15 protein-coding genes are annotated in these 16,968 nt (G+C 52.9%); 6 read left to right on the top strand and 9 right to left on the bottom strand.

Annotation, left to right across the window (positions count from 1 at the left end):
- Positions 1-7: 7 nt before the first annotated feature.
- Entirely contained in the window at positions 8-1,285 is a 1,278-nt protein-coding gene (locus tag E3E26_RS01385) for an SLC13 family permease (RefSeq protein WP_167899586.1), read from the top strand.
- A 3-nt stretch (positions 1,286-1,288) separates the two neighbouring features.
- A complete protein-coding gene (locus tag E3E26_RS01380) occupies positions 1,289-1,738 on the top strand; it encodes a universal stress protein (protein ID WP_167899585.1) in 450 nt (149 codons plus the stop codon).
- Here the strand turns inward: E3E26_RS01380 and E3E26_RS01375 are convergent.
- Together E3E26_RS01375 and E3E26_RS01370 are read right to left on the bottom strand one after the other, a co-directional pair.
- Positions 1,735-1,989 (bottom strand): hypothetical protein, encoded by a 255-nt coding sequence (locus tag E3E26_RS01375; protein WP_167899584.1) that lies wholly within the window; start codon positions 1,987-1,989, stop codon positions 1,735-1,737. The genes E3E26_RS01380 and E3E26_RS01375 overlap by 4 nt on opposite strands.
- Complete coding sequence (locus E3E26_RS01370; protein ID WP_167899583.1) at positions 1,986-2,495, bottom strand: metalloregulator ArsR/SmtB family transcription factor; 510 nt, start codon at positions 2,493-2,495, stop codon at positions 1,986-1,988. Before E3E26_RS01370 ends, E3E26_RS01375 begins: the two co-directional genes overlap by 4 nt.
- Positions 2,496-2,577: 82 nt before the next feature.
- Here E3E26_RS01370 and E3E26_RS01365 point away from each other — a divergent pair, with 82 nt between their 5' ends.
- Entirely contained in the window at positions 2,578-3,939 is a 1,362-nt protein-coding gene (locus E3E26_RS01365; protein ID WP_167899582.1) for a TldD/PmbA family protein, read from the top strand.
- Here the strand turns inward: E3E26_RS01365 and E3E26_RS01360 are convergent.
- On the bottom strand, positions 3,936-4,538 hold the full coding sequence (locus tag E3E26_RS01360; protein ID WP_167899581.1) for a hypothetical protein: 603 nt from the start codon (positions 4,536-4,538) through the stop codon (positions 3,936-3,938). The two genes, E3E26_RS01365 and E3E26_RS01360, sit on opposite strands and share 4 nt — an antisense overlap.
- Positions 4,539-4,680: 142 nt before the next feature.
- Here E3E26_RS01360 and E3E26_RS01355 point away from each other — a divergent pair, with 142 nt between their 5' ends.
- The 3 genes from E3E26_RS01355 (at position 4,681) to E3E26_RS01345 (ending at position 8,900) form a co-directional block, all read left to right on the top strand.
- Positions 4,681-5,976, top strand: coding sequence for a TldD/PmbA family protein (locus E3E26_RS01355; protein WP_167899580.1), 1,296 nt, complete (start codon positions 4,681-4,683; stop codon positions 5,974-5,976).
- 64 nt (positions 5,977-6,040) lie between these two features.
- Positions 6,041-6,703 carry a DUF257 family protein gene (locus E3E26_RS01350; RefSeq protein WP_167899579.1) on the top strand — a complete coding sequence of 221 codons (663 nt, stop codon included), beginning with the start codon at positions 6,041-6,043 and terminating at the stop codon, positions 6,701-6,703.
- A 40-nt stretch (positions 6,704-6,743) separates the two neighbouring features.
- Positions 6,744-8,900 carry an alpha-amylase family glycosyl hydrolase gene (locus E3E26_RS01345; protein ID WP_167899578.1) on the top strand — a complete coding sequence of 719 codons (2,157 nt, stop codon included), beginning with the start codon at positions 6,744-6,746 and terminating at the stop codon, positions 8,898-8,900.
- A gap of 39 nt (positions 8,901-8,939) precedes the next feature.
- Here the strand turns inward: E3E26_RS01345 and E3E26_RS01340 are convergent, their stop codons facing one another.
- From E3E26_RS01340 to E3E26_RS01315, 6 genes are read right to left on the bottom strand one after another with little or no spacing between them, the layout of a single operon-like run.
- A complete protein-coding gene (locus E3E26_RS01340) occupies positions 8,940-9,515 on the bottom strand; it encodes a PH domain-containing protein (protein ID WP_167899577.1) in 576 nt (191 codons plus the stop codon).
- A gap of 38 nt (positions 9,516-9,553) precedes the next feature.
- Positions 9,554-10,402 (bottom strand): hypothetical protein, encoded by an 849-nt coding sequence (locus tag E3E26_RS01335; protein WP_167899576.1) that lies wholly within the window; start codon positions 10,400-10,402, stop codon positions 9,554-9,556.
- Positions 10,399-11,652 (bottom strand): DUF58 domain-containing protein, encoded by a 1,254-nt coding sequence (locus E3E26_RS01330; protein ID WP_167899575.1) that lies wholly within the window; start codon positions 11,650-11,652, stop codon positions 10,399-10,401. Before E3E26_RS01330 ends, E3E26_RS01335 begins: the two co-directional genes overlap by 4 nt.
- 1 nt (position 11,653) lies before the next feature.
- Positions 11,654-12,625: an AAA family ATPase gene (locus E3E26_RS01325; protein WP_370520083.1), complete on the bottom strand. Its 972-nt coding sequence runs from the start codon at positions 12,623-12,625 to the stop codon at positions 11,654-11,656.
- 7 nt (positions 12,626-12,632) lie between these two features.
- Positions 12,633-13,619: a hypothetical protein gene (locus E3E26_RS01320; RefSeq protein WP_167899573.1), complete on the bottom strand. Its 987-nt coding sequence runs from the start codon at positions 13,617-13,619 to the stop codon at positions 12,633-12,635.
- Positions 13,612-16,830 carry a transglutaminase domain-containing protein gene (locus E3E26_RS01315; RefSeq protein WP_167899572.1) on the bottom strand — a complete coding sequence of 1,073 codons (3,219 nt, stop codon included), beginning with the start codon at positions 16,828-16,830 and terminating at the stop codon, positions 13,612-13,614. The genes E3E26_RS01320 and E3E26_RS01315 overlap by 8 nt, the downstream gene beginning before the upstream one ends.
- Between the last annotated feature and the right edge of the window lie 138 nt (positions 16,831-16,968).

Below are 16,968 nucleotides of genomic sequence, written 5' to 3'. Positions count from 1 at the left end.
GATGCCGATGAATCAGGTGATCATAGCGGTTGCAGTGTTCCTCTTTACATATGCGCTTATAATCAGCGAGAGAGTTCACAGAACTGTGGCGGCACTTTTCGGGGCCTCGATAGTTCTCTTCCTGGGTATTGTCCCCTGGGAGAGGCTCCCGGAGTATCTTGACCTTGGAACGCTTCTCCTTCTCATAGGCATGATGATAATCGTCAACACTGCCAAGGCGAGCGGTCTCTTCGAGTTCATAGCGATAAAAACAGCCAAGTTTGCAAAAGGAAGTCCGATGAAAGTCCTGATCCTGTTTTCATTTGTCACAGCTCTTGTAAGCTCTGTCCTCGATAACGTCACGACGGTTTTGCTGCTCACCCCGATGCTCCTCTACATAACCCGCCTCATGGACGTTAACCCAATCCCGTTCCTCCTGGCGGAGATATTCGCCTCCAACATAGGCGGAACGGCGACGCTCATTGGAGACCCACCGAACATAATGATAGGCTCCGCGGCAGGGCTGAGTTTTACCGAATTCCTCCTGAACATGGGGCCAATAGCTGCCATCGATCTGGCCATCGCGCTTGGAATAATCTACATCGCCTACAGGAATGAGATGAAGACCAGCAGGGCGAAGAGGGAGAGGATTCTTTCCACCATTGAGAGGCTGAGGGAGGACGAGGCCATAAGGGACTACGCCCTTTTCAAAAAGTCTGTGACCGTGATAATTGGCGTCGTCCTGCTCTTCTTCGTCCATGACAGGCTGGAGATACCGCCGGCCGTCGTTGCCCTTACCGGAGCCTCGGTTCTGCTCATGTGGAGCAGGATGGAGCCCACGGAGATACTCGAAAAGATCGAGTGGACGGCGATATTCTTCTTCATGGGGCTGTTCATAATAGTTGGCTCCCTCGTGGAAACCGGCGTTATAGATAATGTCGCCCAGTGGCTTTTGGGCTACGTTCACACAACCGGCCAGGCACTCGTGATGGTGACCTGGTTCTCGGCGATAGCGTCGGCTGTAGTAGACAATATTCCGCTGACGGCCGCCATGATACCACTCATAAAGTCGATGGGAACCTCGATGGACGTGTATCCCCTCTGGTGGGCTTTAAGCTTGGGTGCGTGTCTCGGAGGCAACGGCACGGCCATAGGTGCCTCCGCCAACATAGTCGTCCTTGGTATAGCCTCCCGCGAGGGAGTGAAAATCACCTTCATGGACTTCCTGAAGATAGGCCTGGTCATAATGTTCACAACGGTTGCTGCTGGCATGGGGCTGCTCTGGATTAGGTACATAGGGGTGTGAACGATGAAGATACTCGTGCTCGTTGATGGCTCAAAGTGGAGTCAGAAGGCGGCGCTTCATGCTATCGCGATAGCCAAGAAAAAGAAGGGTAAGGTCACCCTCTTCTCGGTTCTCGATAAAAGGGAGGCAAAGGCCCTGGCTTTCAACATGGGCATGCTGAGCCAGGATTTGAAGAACGTCCAGAAGTTCGAGGAGGAAATCTGGAGGGAAATGAAGAAGAGCATAAGGGACATAATGACGAACCTCCTCGAGCTCTGCCACCAGGAAGGGATAAACTGCTCATTCAGGATAGTGGAGGGGAACGCGAAGGAGAAAATCCTTGAGGAGGCAAACTCCGGGAAGTATGGCCTCGTTGTCATGGGGGCCTACGGAAGGAGCGGAAAGACGAGAATAGGAAGCCTGCTTGAGGAGGTCGTTGGCGCCATAGAGCCGCCTGTCATGATCGTCCGCTAACGCTTCCATATTGCCAGGACAAAGAGGAGCAGGACGATTACCTCCAGTCCGCCTACGGCTATGCTTACGTCTCTCTCTATCCACGCGGCTAGGTGAAGTGCCTCCAGTATTTTCTTTATCGCCAGCAGGAGGAAGGCAATTATAAGATAGAGCGCCGCGCGGAGGTGGCTCTTCCTGTAGGCTATGAGCGACACCCCGGCTAAAGCCAGGGCAAGGATTATTGCTACAATCGCTAGGACGGTCTCAATCATTCCTCATCACCCACGCTTGTGAGCAGGTCTATCAGGCTGTCGGCAAGCTTCTCCCAGAGGCTTGGGCGGTAGTCCCTTATTACGCGTGCTATTATCGCGGGATCGTAGGAGAGGGTGTATATCACGTTCTTTCCCTCTCGCCTTGCCTCAACTATCCCGAGCTTCACCAGCTCCCCCATGTGGTAGCTCACCGTCGGCTGGCTGAGGTTCAGGCGCTTTGCTATCTCGCTCTGTCCCATAGATCCCTCCATGAGGAGGAGCAGGATTTTCCTTCTCGTTTCCGTTGATATCGCTATGACGAGCTTCTGGTACTCCTTCTCGAAGCCCCTGGGGAAGATGTAGCGCCTCTTGCCGAGCTTTTTTGAAAAAATTCTGCCTTCCTTCTCCAGTCTGTGGAGGTGGTATTGCAGGTCGCCTATTCCTACTCCCAGCTCTCTTGCCAGTTCTCTGAAGGTTATTCCGGGTTTGCTTTGGATGTGGTGGAGGATTTCATTACGCCTCTCCATGTCCAACACTTAAACTCTTGTGGTTCATCCCTCTATAGGAACGAATATAAATGCTCTCCCTTTTATGTCCTCCGGTGAGAGCATGGAGAGATTGATGAGAAAAGCTGAGGAGCTGGCGAGACGTTACGGTATATTATATTATGAAATACGGATAACCAAGGTCACCGCCTCACACCTCACCATGCAGAACTCTCAGCTCGAGGAGCTTGCCCTCAACACCGAAATAGGCATCGGAGTGAGGGCCTTCAATGGGGCCTGGGGCTTCTCGAGCGCCAACGACATGAGCAGGGTGGAGAAGGCGATAGAAACTGCCATGAAAATAGCGAAGCTCTCGAAGGGTGACTCGAGGATATACCTTGGCGATCCAGTAAAAGACAGGGCGGAGATAAAGGTCAAGCAATCTTTTTTGGACGTTGACATCGAGGACAAGCTTTCTCTTGTCAAGGAGGTTGATTCACTCCTTAAAGGAGATTCCATTTCAAACAGGAGCGTTTCCTATGGAGACGGCCTAAAGGAGCAGCTGTACTTCAACTCCCTCGGGAGTGAGATAGAGACGGTGGTTCCGAGGATAAGGCTGAGCTTTTCGGTCACGGCCAAAGGCAACGGCGAGATGCAGCAGTACTGGAAGAGCTTCGGGGGAGCAGCCGGCTGGGAATTGGTTGAAGGAGTTGATCTGACCCGCTGGACGGCCTTTGTGAGGGAGAAGGCCATCTCCCTGCTCAGCGCGAAGTCCCCTCCCTCGGGGGAGTTTGACATGATAATGGATCCTGAGCTTACAGGTGTCTTCATCCACGAGGCCCTGGGTCATGCGGCCGAGGCAGATGCTATAAAGACAGGCGAGAGCATCCTGACGGGGAGGCTCGGTGAGAGAATAGCCGTGGAGGAGCTCACCGTCGTTGACGACCCAACTCTGCCCGGCAAGTTCGGCTCCTACATCTACGACGACGAGGGAATCAGGGCGAAGCGCGTGGAGATAATCAAGAACGGCGTTCTCCTTAACTACCTCAACGACAGAGAGACAGCGGCAGTTTTGGGTTTAGAGCCTAATGGTCACGGCAGGGCCCAGGGCTACAGCTACCAGCCCCTCGTGAGGATGTCCAACACCTACGTTGAACCCCGAGACTGGAGCTTTGAGGAGATGCTGAGCGAGGTTAAGCGTGGCCTCTACATGATAGGCGACAAGGGCGGTGAGGTTGATACCGCCAACGGGACGTTCACCTTTGGAGCTAAAGAGGGCTACATAATCGAGAACGGCGAGATAAAGGAGCAGGTTCGTGATGTCGCTCTATCCGGCAAGATACTCGACGTCCTGAGGAATATACGCGCCATCGGGAATGACCTGACCGTTGAGTTCCCCGGCTACTGCGGCAAGGGCCAGTGGGTTCCGGTCGACGACGGCGGGCCGCACGTTCTAACGAGGGCCGTTGTAGGAGGGCTACGTTAGGGGTTGTAATTTGAGGTTGTTACCATCCAGATCTTCACTTCCAGCACAGCCCAGCCCTTCCACCCCTTTTCCCCAAAGGCGACTATGTAGATGTAGTAGGTTTTTCCTGGAACGGCTCCATGGGTGTCTATTTTAACCTCAAAGGTCGCGTTTTCTCCGGGACCTACCTCGATATCATTAGGGGTTATCTTCACCCCAATCCCTGACACTGCTTGGAGCTTCGGCTCCACGCTGCTCCAGGCGTTCGGAAGATTTGGCTCGCCGAGGTAGGCCTTGACTTCTGCCCTGTCATCGTAGTAGTTCTCGGTCTCGCTAGCACTCATAGTTTCGACTGTGTACTCTCTAGAGAAAATCACGCCTTGGAGGGTTACGTTTTGATTCACTCCGATTGCAATTGCATAATAGGATTCATAATGCCCATCGATTCCTATGCGGACGTTTCCAGCGTTGAATTCACCGTAACCCGGTGGAATTGAGACAAGCTCATTCTGGTTGTCTTCTTTCTGGAGAGGCTCGTTCCTATGCGTCGAGAACGCGAACACCGCTATGACTAAGAGCCCAATGAGAGCGATAACCCGTGTGGGGTTTCTCCAATTCATAGCGTTTCCCCTATAACTTTGACACTTGGACTATTTAACCTTTATGTTAGTTTCAAATCTTGTTGAAATACTTGGCTTCATGTAACATTCTGTAAGCTAAAGAATTTAAACTACTGCACCCACACCTTCACAGGTCGAGAGCATGATAGATGAACTCATCAGAATCCTGGAGCGGGAAAACGTTGAGTGGGAGATTTACTGGGAGAGAGGTCGTGGCGGTTCCTTTAAGGTAGAGAACGAGAAGCTCGAGCGCTCCCAGAGGAAGTTCCACTCTGGAATAGGTCTCAGGGTCGGTTATAAAGGCAGACTTGGCTTTTCCTATATAACCGGCCTCGGCCATGATAGGGAGACCCTTGAGAATTTTGTGAAGAGAACGATAAAGCTCGCCAAGGTTAGTGAGGTTCCCTTCAGGGGCTTCCCGTCTGAGAAAAAGCCTGCCAAGATTAGGGGTCTATATGATAAGCGTATAGACGAGATACCTTTTGAGGACGCCCATGCCATGGCGCAAAACTTCGCCGAAAGGATGATCGAGCTGAAGGCGGGAAGGGAGGAGTACACTCTTTCTGGCTCCTTGGCATTTGGAGTGAACTTCTACGGCATAGTGAACTCCAATGGAATTTCTCTAGAGGATAAAAGCACCGGAATGAGCGTGAGTACATACGCGGTTAAGAAGGGAACAAGAACCGGGAGCGGCTCATACTACCAGTCCTACCGCTCGCTCCAGCCGTTTGAAGAGCTGGAAAGGGCAATAAAACTGGCGATTGAGGAGGCGGATATGAGCTGGAGGGCGGAAAGGTTTCGGCCGTACGAGGGCGAGCTTCTTCTCGAGCCCCCGGCTTTCAGGGCCATAGTGGGTATCTTTCTGGAGAACCTCTTCGGAGACAATGTCCACTACGGCCGCTCGCGCTTTGTCGAGCTTGGGAAGAGAGTTGCCAGCGAGAAGCTGACGATAACTGACGATGCCACAATTGATAACGGGGTCGGGAGCTACCCCTTTGATGGAGAGGGTAATCCTGGAAGGAAAACGGTACTTGTCGAGGAGGGTCTCCTGAGGGGATTTCTCCTTGACGAGACTTATGGAAGGCTTTTGGGCATGGAAAGCACAGGTAATGCAGTGAGGGACTTTAGAACCGTTCCCCACATAGGGACGAGCAACGTGGTAGTTGAGCCGGGAAAGGAGAGTCTGGAGGACTTTGAGGGAATTGTAATCAAGAAGGTCTTCGGCGAGCACACTGCAAACCCGATAAGCGGCGACTTTTCCCTGACGGTTGAGCTTGGATATGTCGTTAGAGATGGTAAAGTTGAGCCGTTCAAGGATAACATGCTCGTCGGCAATGTCTTTGAGCTTCTAAACTCAATAAGGGCCGTTGGAAAAGAGCTCATCAGAAGGGACTCCTTTTATTCGCCCAAGGTTCTGGCAATTGGCAAAATCATATGAAATCTTTATCCCCTCGGTAAGCTTTTATACTTTAGTAGTCAAAAATATACTGGGTGGTACAAGCATGGTCGGCCACGGAATTGACTCAATACTCTTTAAATTCAGGCCAGGAGAGACCGTGCTGGTTGAATACAGTTCAGTGTCTTCACCCGAGCTTCTCTTGTATCTTATGTGTCGCAGGTGTATGGAAAAAGGTCTTCCTATTTTAATCGACGACATCTCTGACACCTTCGCTGAATACGTTGCTAGGCTTGATCTCATGAGTCTGAACACGGACGATCTTTTGAGCGTTCCCGTAATAAAAATTGGCGGAAATCGCGGGGTGGGAAACGTTATTGGAAGGGTTGAGGTTGATAAGTACTCCCTGGATTTCAAGTATTATGGAAAAATTTACGAGAAAGTCATACCAAAAGAGGTCATTTGCAATCCCGTCTTAGGCATTTACAAGCTTTTCGTGGCCCTTGAAAGGCAAGAGGTTATAAGGCTCGTCCGTAATATCTCGACGTTCGTTGGGAAGAAGAGCCGCTTCGCGCTCTACTTCATGAACAGGGATGTTATGGAGAAGAAAGTACCGGAGCTCCTAGACCTCCTCGAGGAGACGGCCAGCACTGTGCTCCAATGGAACGCCGACAAGGGCAAGTACAGACTCAGGGTTCTCAAGGCGGCGAACGATGGGATACTGGGTTCCAACATCTCCCTGCGCTTCAGAGACATAGCCGGAATGTGAACTTTTTTAAGCTCTTTTCCTTATCACTTCTGGTGATATAATGAAGCGAGCACTCGTGCTGGTTTTCATACTCCTTCTCATCCTGCCCTCAGTGGAAGCGTACAGTGTCCCCGAGCGCGGGGTCATCTATCAGGTCATGGTAGACAGGTTCTACGACGGCAACCAGAGCAACAACGAACCCTTCTACGATCCAATGCACACCAACTATCGCCTCTACTGGGGTGGCGATCTGGAGGGCCTTATAGAGAAGCTCGACTACATCCAGAGCCTCGGTGTCTCGATGATCTGGCTCTCGCCCCTGAACGACAACATCAACAGGATGGCCGGTGGAAGCGCTCCCTACCATGGCTACTGGACGCACGACTATAAGCGCATAGAGGAGCACTTCGGTGACTGGGAAACCTTCAAGAGGCTCGTTGAAGAGGCGGAAAAGAGGGGAATCTGCATCATCGTTGACTACGTCCCCAATCACTCGAACCCTGCGACGGACGGTGAACTCGGCTCGCTCTACGACAACGGAACGCTCGTGACGAACTACTATTACGACGTCAAAAACGCGACAATAAATCCTTACACCGGCAGTAAGGAGTTAATATATCACCACAACGGGGACATAGGTGACTGGTTCGGCTTTCAGCTCAAATATGCTAACCTCTTTGGCTTAGCCGACTTCAATCAGCTCAACCCCTGGGTGGATTCATACCTGAAGGAAGGTGCGAGGCTCTTCGTCGAGGCCGGCGCCTGCGGCTTCAGGATCGATGCGGTAAAGCATATGGATCTGGGCTGGCTGGAGAGCTTCTACCTGGACCTCTACTCGAGCTCTGAAAGGCCGCTCTTCATCTACGGCGAGTACTACTCCCTCAGCCCCCAAAAAACCGACGATATGTACCATTTCTATCGCTACTCGAACGTCTCTCCCTTGCTAGGTATACCGATAAGGAACGACATCGTGAGAACCTTTGCCTACGGTGGGAGCATGAAGGACCTCGCGAGGGAGCTTGAGGATTATTATTCGCTCTTTGTTTATCCCAACAAACAGGTCAACTTCCTCGACAGCCACGACCTCGTTCGCTTCCTCAACGAGAACCATCGTCTCGACCGTTACCACATGGCGCTGGCACTGACAATGACCCTTCCGGGCATTCCGGTCATCTACTACGGCGACGAGAGCTATCTGGTTAGCAAGGATGGAAAGGGCGACCCCTACAACAGGCCCATGATGGTCTTCAACAACACAACGGAGGCGGCGCGGATAATCAGAACCCTTGCGGAGCTGAGGAAGACCAACGACGCTTTAGCCTTCGGCGACTTCAGAAACCTCTACGCTGACTACAACGTCTGGGCATTTGAGAGAGCCTTCGGGGCCCATAGACTCCTTGTGGTCATGAACAAGGGCCCGGACAAAAACCTCACGCTTTCGCTCGACTGGAGCGATGGGAGATACGTCGATACCCTCCATGGAGCCGAAATGGTGGTTGAAAATGGTAGAGCAAGCGTGACACTCCCGCGCAATTCCATCTACATCTTCCACGTGGAGGGCGAGCAGAAAGAACCTCTCATAGGCTCGCTCACGCCTTACACGGCTCAGCCGGGCCAGAGGGTTCTCATAGCCGGAGCGGGCTTTGGAAACGATGGAGAGGTCTTCATCGGCGGCGAGAAGGCGAGGGTGCTCTCGTGGGAGGACGACCAGATACTTGTTGAGGTCCCTGAGGTGGAAACTGAGGACTCGTGGATTTCCGTCTACGTTGAGACGAGTTACGGAAAGAGCAACACCGTAAAGCTGCACTACTATTCCAGAGAAGATGTTCCCTCACTGATAGTCGTCAATGGTAGCAACCTGACGGGCTCCCTTTGGATTAAAGGAAGCCTCCCGGAGCTGGCCGAACCGAGGCCGCTTATAAAGTCGAGCACGGGCTACTACTTTACAGTCGTGCCGCTTCCCAACGGGACGATCTTTTCGGTCGAGCTCTACAGGGGTCTGCCATGGGGTGAGCTTGAGCCGCTTAACATCACCCTCTACGGGAGGGCAAACTCAACGGTTCTCATTAGCACAGAACCCATAGAAATTCCGACGGAAAGACCGACCACAACGTCTCCAAAAATGCCGGGCGAATCCTCGGACTGGATTTCCTATGCGGGCCTTGTGACACTCGGAGCACTCCTGCTCCTGTTGGCCTTTAGAAAGGGCAGGCTTTGATTTTTCTCCCTTTATGAAGAGGATTAAGGAGCGGAAAAACTAAATCTGCTCCAGCAGCTTCTTTCTCTTTTCCTCGTACTCCTCCTGAGTAATAACGCCCATATCGTAGAGCTCCTTGAGCTTCTTGAGCTTTTCAAGCGGATCCTCTTCTTTTTTGGCAGGCGAATGCTGGACGATGGCTCCCGCAGGCACGGTTCTCGTTATGAACTCCTTAGGCTTCTTTAACGTCCACGTCTCGCTAGTCAGGCCCTTCTTCACGTCGATGGAAACCGGTTCGACGGCTATAGCGTTGAGGGCGTCCTTTATAGCGTTTATGGCCTTTCTCGCCTCTTCCTTGTTCATCCAGCCGAGTCTGAGGGTGATGTTCTCCTCTCCCTGGATTATGAACTCCGAGGACATTACTCCAAGCTTCACCGTTATCTGCTCCAGCTTCTGGTAAGGGATAGCTTTCATCTCGTATCTTCCGAGGATCTTCTCGTCGAGGTATATTATCCTCCTGTCAGTCACGAGAAGCCACTTGGGCTTCTCCAGGCTGATCTTCTTCCTTATTGAAAAGAGCACCTCCTCACCGGGCTCAAGGTGCCTGAGTACGGCCTTGGGTAGTTCCTTCTCCACGTTAACTCACCGTCAGTTCTTGTGGTGTTCGTGTTATATTAACTTTCCTCGCGATACAGGAGAAAGAGCGTCTCCCTATCAACACTCTCTATGAGGGGTTTGAGGGGCTTTCTCTTCTCTCCCCTCTTCAGAAAGACCCCCTTAGGCCTCTCTTTCAGCTCTGCTTCTATCCTGATGACATCCCACTCGAAAGTTGCGGATGGTCGTATCGGGAAGCTTTTTTCTCCCTCCGATGTCTGGACTATCACCTCTCCACCCCCGTGGGAGGAACTAATCTCTACGGCGAGCACAACTTTCCTATATTTTCCGCCCTCTACGGAACCGTAGGCTATAGCTAACCCGATGGCAAGAAGGATAACTGGCAGGAGGATTGCGCTCATCCTGATGTTTGAAACCTCCCCGAGATTCAGAAGGCCAAGCGAAAGTGCCAACGCGCCGAGGACTACTGGAACACTGTAGGTCATGGTCTGAACTCCCATTCCTCTCCTCCCGAGCTTTTCAAGCACTTCCTCCCATTCCTCCGCAGTCTTGATGTAGTCTGCCAGCAGACTCAGGCCGATTAGGAGGAATATGGCTTGGAGATTGGGGAGATAGGGGCTGGAAAAGATGGTCTCGCTCAGTTCTCTGTATGCCTTTGGAAACGCTATTGGGAGGAACTGCGAAGCCCAGATGGTGTAGGGGACGGTGTAGAGGATCGCCGAGAGAGAAACCACCCTACCTGCGGAGTTGCTCGACAGGAAAAGGCCGAGAAGTATGGCGGCTATCGAGGCCATTATGAGGCACCTGTTCTCCGCGGGGAATAGGCTCGAGTAGGCGAGTGCCGTTAGGGCTATGGCAGGGCCCACAACCGCGAGCTTCAGGAGGATGAAGAGGGTTTTTGAGCTCATCCTATCTCACCCAGGAGTTTGCTCAGTATCTCACCAATGTCCTCTTCTCCGGGCAGCCACCTGACGATGTAGGCCCCGGCCCCCTCGAGCTCCCTTACAACTGCCCTCTTTTCCATCTCGATGAGCGTTCCCGTCTCAGGATCGAGCGCCGGATAAACAGAGATGTCGACTATTACCGGCTTTGTCTTCCCCCTATGGATGTTCATGATTGTGAGCGCTCCCCGTTTGGCCTCCTTCTTGTTGCCCTCCAGCAGGTTGGAGACGTAGATGACGAGGGGGGTGTACTGAAGGAGTATCCTCTTGAGCCTCTCCACGGCGTCGCCGAAGCCCTCCTCCTCAACGTGAACCCTCTCGAAGTCCATCATGGTTTTCACTATTTTGTGGAGCTGTTTCGGCCCAGTTGCCGGTGGAAGGAACTTCCTTGCCCCAGTCAGGTAGAGACCGACGTGGTAGTCCTTTCTGAGGAAGCGGTACGCCATCGAAGCCACGAGGTTCATGGCGTGCTCGTAGGGACTCTCGCTTTCCGTTCCGACCTTCATTGAGTCGCTGGCATCGACGATGAAAAGCACCGTTTTCTTGCCCTCTCTCTCGAACTCGTTAACGAGAACCTGCCCCGTTCTGGCAGTTGCCTTCCAGTTGATGAGCTTTACTGGATCGCCGGTCTGATAGCGCCTTATCTCCTTGAAGTCCGTTGAGATAGGTCCCCTTATGGAGAAGCTGGTCTCGGGAACGCTTATCCTTGCCTTCCTCCTCGTTTCGGCAATGGGCACGCTCCGGAGAACCCTTGGAACCGCCCTAAGCTTGAGCTCCTCCCCGTAAACCCCCCAGAGGTAGCGCGTCCCGAGGGGGTTTCTGGTGGTCACTTCACTCTTTGGCAGGGTGTAGAAGCCCCTCATAATGGGCCGTATCCTGTAGGAGTAGCTAGCCTTCAGCGGACCAAGCCCTTTGAAGAAAACCGCCGTGTTGCTTCCCTCCGTTAGCGCGACGTTCTTCGGGAGTGGATCCTTGACCACGACGATTCCAATTCCACGCTCGACGTGGATCTCAACACGCACCTCGATTTCGTCACCGAGCCTTATCTCACGCTTTGAAATTTTTCTCCTGACGGTAACACCGCTCGGCGGATCTATGAGGGTCGCCAGTGCGAGAACAGTCAACGGAATAACAGCTAAGCTTATCATCCCGGGAGCCAGGAAGAGCGTTCCCAGGAGGAGTGCCCAGAGGATGTAACCTACGAGGTTCCTCCGCATATCAGCCACTCCTGCCCTCTTTGGGCACGGGCGTCTTTTCGAGAGCCTCTCTGACTATCTCCTCTCCACTGATTCCCTCAAAGGCGTACTCGGGCTTGATCATAATCCTGTGGGCGAGGGCATCAACCGCAAAGACCTTGATGTCATCTGGAAGCACGTAGTCCCTATTGTTTAGGAGTGCGTTGGCTTTTGCCACCTTCATGAGGGCTATTCCACCCCTCGGGCTCGGCCCGGCTTCAACCCTCTCGTCGGAGCGGACGTTTCTCACAAGCTCTGCTATGTACCTCAGCAAATCCCTGCTGATGAAAATCCCCCTCTCAACGGTTTCCTGCATCCTCACAAAGGTCTCCCTGTCTACCAGAGGCTCCATGTCTCCCGTCGGGTCGTCTTTGCCCCAGCTTAGACGCGCTTCTAGAATGGCTATCTCATCCTCGAGGCTCTTGGGATAGCCAACGCGGAGCCTCAGCAGAAACCTGTCGAGCTGAGCCTCCGGCAGCGGATAAGTCCCCTCAAACTCAATGGGGTTCTGGGTTGCAATCACGAAGAACGGCCTTTCCAGTGGGAAGGTTTCGCCTTCAATTGTCACCTGCTTCTCTTCCATAGCCTCGAGGAGAGCAGACTGGGTCTTTGGCGGCGCCCTGTTTATCTCGTCCGCCAAAAGAACGTGCGTGAAGATCGGACCCTTTATCAGCTCGAAGGTTCCCTTGTTCTGACGCCACACCTTCGTTCCCAGGATGTCTGCTGGAAGGAGGTCCGGTGTGAACTGGACACGTGTGTACTTCAGGCCGAGAACTTTTCCGAATGCCTTTGCCAGAAGCGTTTTTCCGAGCCCGGGATAATCCTCGAAGAGGATGTTGCCGTTCACGAGGGCGGCTGCCAAAGTCTTCCTGATGACTACCTCGTTGCCGAGGTAAACCTGTCCAATCCTATCGATTATCCCCTGTGAGATTTCAAAGGCCTCTTTAACATCCATCATACTATCACCCCATCATCGTCCTGAGTTCGTCAAAAACCTCCTTGACGATTTTCATCCTCCTCTCAAGTTCACTCCTTTCGTAGGCGTGCTTTATCCAGATTGGCGTGAGAATCGACGTTTTTCTACCCTCATAGTCCGCTATCCTTGAGATGAGACTCTCAAAACGCGCTCTGTCGTCGAAGAGTCTTGCTCCGTAGTAGGCAATGAAGGTTATAAGCGGGCCCTTCTTTCCCCTGACGACAAAATCTTCCACCGCCTCTCTGGCCTTAGCGAGCTCAGGTCCGAGCTTCTCTATCGTTTCCGACTCATGACGCCTCCATTGGGAGAGCAGGTACTTCTCCGGATCCCTCTCCCCCACGTAGGAGTAGACCATCGAGCCGGCGACGATGACGCCGAGGACGAGTACGAGCCACTCCCCGTAGAAGACCAGGCCGGGATAGTTCTCACTCAGCCCTCCTCTAACGCTGGAGTACAGACCAAGAATTCCGCCGAGGATGCCGATTCCAACGAGGTTGCGCTCTATGACATCTGCCCATGAACGTCCCCTCTGGCCCAGCTCTGCTATCGTGTAGCCTATGAACAGAGCCATTCCTGCGTAGAGGAAGGTGTTGCCGACTGTCTGCAGGACGTTCACCTGCGACAGGCCGTAGAAGAGGAGGAGAAGTCCTGTCCCTCTGATTACTCTCTGGTTCTTCTCGAGGTGAGGAGCCAGTAGCACTGTCCCAACTCCCAGGATTATCAGTGCGGCGGGGGTTCTCCATTCGAAGGGAGGAAGGAATGCCAGCGTAGCCGCACTTCCAGCAACGCGGATCATGAGTGACTCGACTTTCTTTCCCGAGGATTCCAGGATGTCCGCGGCCAGCATGAAAATCGCCAAGACAATGGAAGGGACAACCAGCCCCCCCATCCACTTGATCTGGGAGGAGAGGGCGTAGATCAGCGCGACGGCTCCAATGTACAGCGTCAGCCTTCCCCAGTTTGGCCTAAACAACGCAACCACCTCCAACGAGGGTGAGGAGGGCCCTGTAGAAGCGTATGAACTCCTCCCTTGACACCTCACGGTGGCTGTACTTGGCCCTCTCGAATATCTCCGTAAGGAGGTCGAGCGGCTCCCAGGGATACATCATATCCGTCAGCATTGTGGATATCTCCCTCGGGGTCATCTCGTCGACGTCCAGCCCGAGCTCTTTGGCCCAGGGCAGGAAGCATTTTTCGTAGTAGTCAACCACGGCTTCGTTGTAGCTTTTTACTATCCTCGCAGTTGCTTTTTCGACGAGCTCACCGCAGCGAACCTCGAGGATGTGCTTACCGAGCGGGAGCTTGAGTCTGAATTCCCTGCCCTTTCCAACGAGCTCGCCGTCAACGTAGAGCTCAGGTTCGTCCTCGCATTCAATGCTTATCTCCATAGTCTCGCCCTCCCTAAAGAGGGGTATTCCGTTGTTGAAGATTATCTTCAGGATTTTCTCACGCTTGGCCTCTGGAGGCTTTTTTCTCACAAGCCTGTACCTGATGATGACTGCACCTATGAGAAGCGCGATTCCGATGTAGAGCCAGGGAATCTTCCTCTTCCTTGCTATAACGACGTGGAAGGTCTTTTGGGTTGGAAGGTAGTATGTCGAGCCCTCGAAGAGGACCTTAACGGTTGCGTTCACCTCGTCCTCAAGCACGGGAACCTCAACCGTTGCCACTCCAGACGAGTTCGTCATCACGCGCTTCACGAGGCCGTCTATCACGACATCTAGAGACACACCCTTAATTGGCTCGTTCGTTGAGTCCACAACTTGGAACCGTATCTGAGCCTCTTCCTTGCCTTCAGCCCTTGACGTCAGCAGCTTTATCTCGACTGGAGAAACCACCACCACGGTGCTTCTGCCCAGGGTATAGGCTCCGTGGCGGAACTCTATCGATCTATCTCCCACTGTCGGGAAGGACTCCAGGGTTAAGGTAAAGCTTCCATTGACCACCTGGATGGTGTAGGTCTTTCCTGGATAGATGTAAGCCTCTAGCGTGGCGTTCTGAACCCCCACGAGCCTTCCGCTTATCTTGACAGGCCTGCCCAGCTCTGCCTCTGTGGTTTCTGGAATTTTTAGCTCGACGGCGGCTACATCTACCTCCGCGGTGGCGGGGGAGTAGTCAGAGCTCCCAGGATATCTCAGGGTGAGGGTATGGCTCTCTACCGAAGGAACTGGAAGAATTATTGAGAACTCGCCCCTCTCGGAGGAGTTGACGGTTCCAATGAGATTCCCATCGAGATAGTACTCTATGCTTACGTTGGCTATTGGCCTTTTGTCCCCTCCAATAAGGGTTCCTGCAATGGTGATATTTCCGGGCCTCGCCAGAACCAGCTCGGGCACCGAGAACTTCGCGAGTCCCCTGACCGTCACAAATGTTTCAGTCCTCGAGGGGAAATAGGGGTGTCCAATGGGTGGGATGTAGTAGATTGATATACCCTTTGTTCCGGGGGACATGTACTCCGGTATCTTGGCCCGAAGCGTGAAGATTTCTCTGGAGATGTTGGTGTAGCCGATTAAAATTTCCCTCTGACCGTCGCTTAGGAACGCATATATGATGCCCCACTCTGGGAATTCTCCCGTGATGGTTCCGCTCACAGCCCCTCCGATCTTGAAGGAATCGCCGGCCGTAACGGTATTCGGAGCTATCACGCGTATATCAGTTCTCTCTATCACAAAGATGGGGAGGTAAACTGGGAAGCGGTACCCTTTGTCTACGACGACAATTTTCTCAACGTGCCACCCCAATCGAGAATCGTGGGGAGCCTGCAGGCCTATGGAGACTCCCGCTTTGCCCCAGACCGTAGTCCAGGAGTAAACGAGCTCCGAGCTTGTTATTACCTTTGGGTTCTCGGCATCGCCGGTTATGTCGAGATCCAGCCACCAAATATCTCCCTTGGCGAGAGACGCAGCGGGCACCTCGGGAACTACCGTAAAGTTCCCTGGGACTATCACTGGAATGAAGTGCACTATTGACTGCGGAACTCCGGCGTTCGTTGAGGCGTTTACCATGATTGGATAATATCCGGGCTCCTCAAAGGGCCCCACTCTCACGTTGTATATCCCCGGCTTCTCGAAGGTTGCTATCGTTTTTCCCGTGGGATTCATTACGGTTACCGTCGCGTTCGTTCCGCTGGCAACGCGCATGAACTTCGCCGTTATTTCGCCGTATCCTCTTGGGGAGAGAGTCATATTTGTAGGCGAGACCTCGAGCTCGAAGGGGATGAAGGGATTTGGATCTGGGTGGAATGGATCAAAAATAAGCCAGCCAGCTTTTTCAAAGTAAATCTCTGCCCAGAAGTGCAGGTTTTTTTCGGTCACTACCTGCGTCTCTGGAACTGCGTCGATGTAAACGCCCTCCACGAGTCTTGCTGGAAGGCCGTTGAGCCTTGCGAGGATGACTAAAGCTGATGCAAAGTCGTAGGAATTGCCTGCCTTTGACTCGAAGAGGAACCATTTCAGCCTGTCCGTATCATTCGGAGGTGAGGGGTTTTCAAAGTACCGGTAGTTGTTCGCCAGGTATCTCACTATCTTCAGTGCCTTCAAGTAGTCCAAGCTCTCTCCGGAGGTTATACTCAGCGCAAAGTTCTTTAGTTCAACATCCTCGGGTGCGCTTAGGTAGAGAGTCTGGTTTTCAGCAGTGAGGTTTAGGAGATATGGCCAGTCGAATGTATAGGAGACGGCCGAGAAGGAGTACGTGCTGATGTTCAGGTTCGTTCTGAATAGGTTGTATTCCGGAACGGCCTCGATACCGGGTGCGTTCACCCTCGTGGTGTAGAGTGAGGTGTAAAGGTTGCCGTGGAGCGGGAAGAACGAAATGACCGTAATTTCGTCCCTCTCTGCGTGGTGGGGGACATTTATCTCTGGTGGTGCGATGACATTGCCCGGAACGGCCGTGGCGTTTCTCGTAACCCACCTTCCGTCCACGTAGTCCGTGTAGACGTTGAGCCTGAGGTAGTGAGTGTGGGCGGCGCCGGTAACGAGTAGCATGAACTGAGTTGGCCCGGGAACCTCTATCGGAGGACCGGTCTCGTTGGTGTAGTTTCCCGGTTCCTCCCGGGGAAGAAGAAACCGTTCCAGGCTTTTCGTCTGAGGTGGGGCCCTTATCAGAGCTGGGCCCAGTACGGATGAGGCTAACAGGGTGGAGAGCAGGATGAGGGTGAAAAATGCGACGTATTTTCGCCTCACCATGATATTCCTATTTCCTCTTTAGTTTATATAAAGTTTTTCCATAGTGTAAAAGTTTTAGCGTTGATGGATTTTTGAGCTGAGTAGTGGGCATCAATTTCCACTCGGGCAAAGTTTAATATCTCCCCTGCCAACCTTAAC

The organism is Thermococcus sp. LS1, from assembly GCF_012027395.1.
Lineage (GTDB): Archaea > Methanobacteriota_B > Thermococci > Thermococcales > Thermococcaceae > Thermococcus.
The sequence above is the reverse complement of the archived record's forward strand: the minus strand, read 5'-3'. Positions and strand labels throughout refer to the sequence as shown.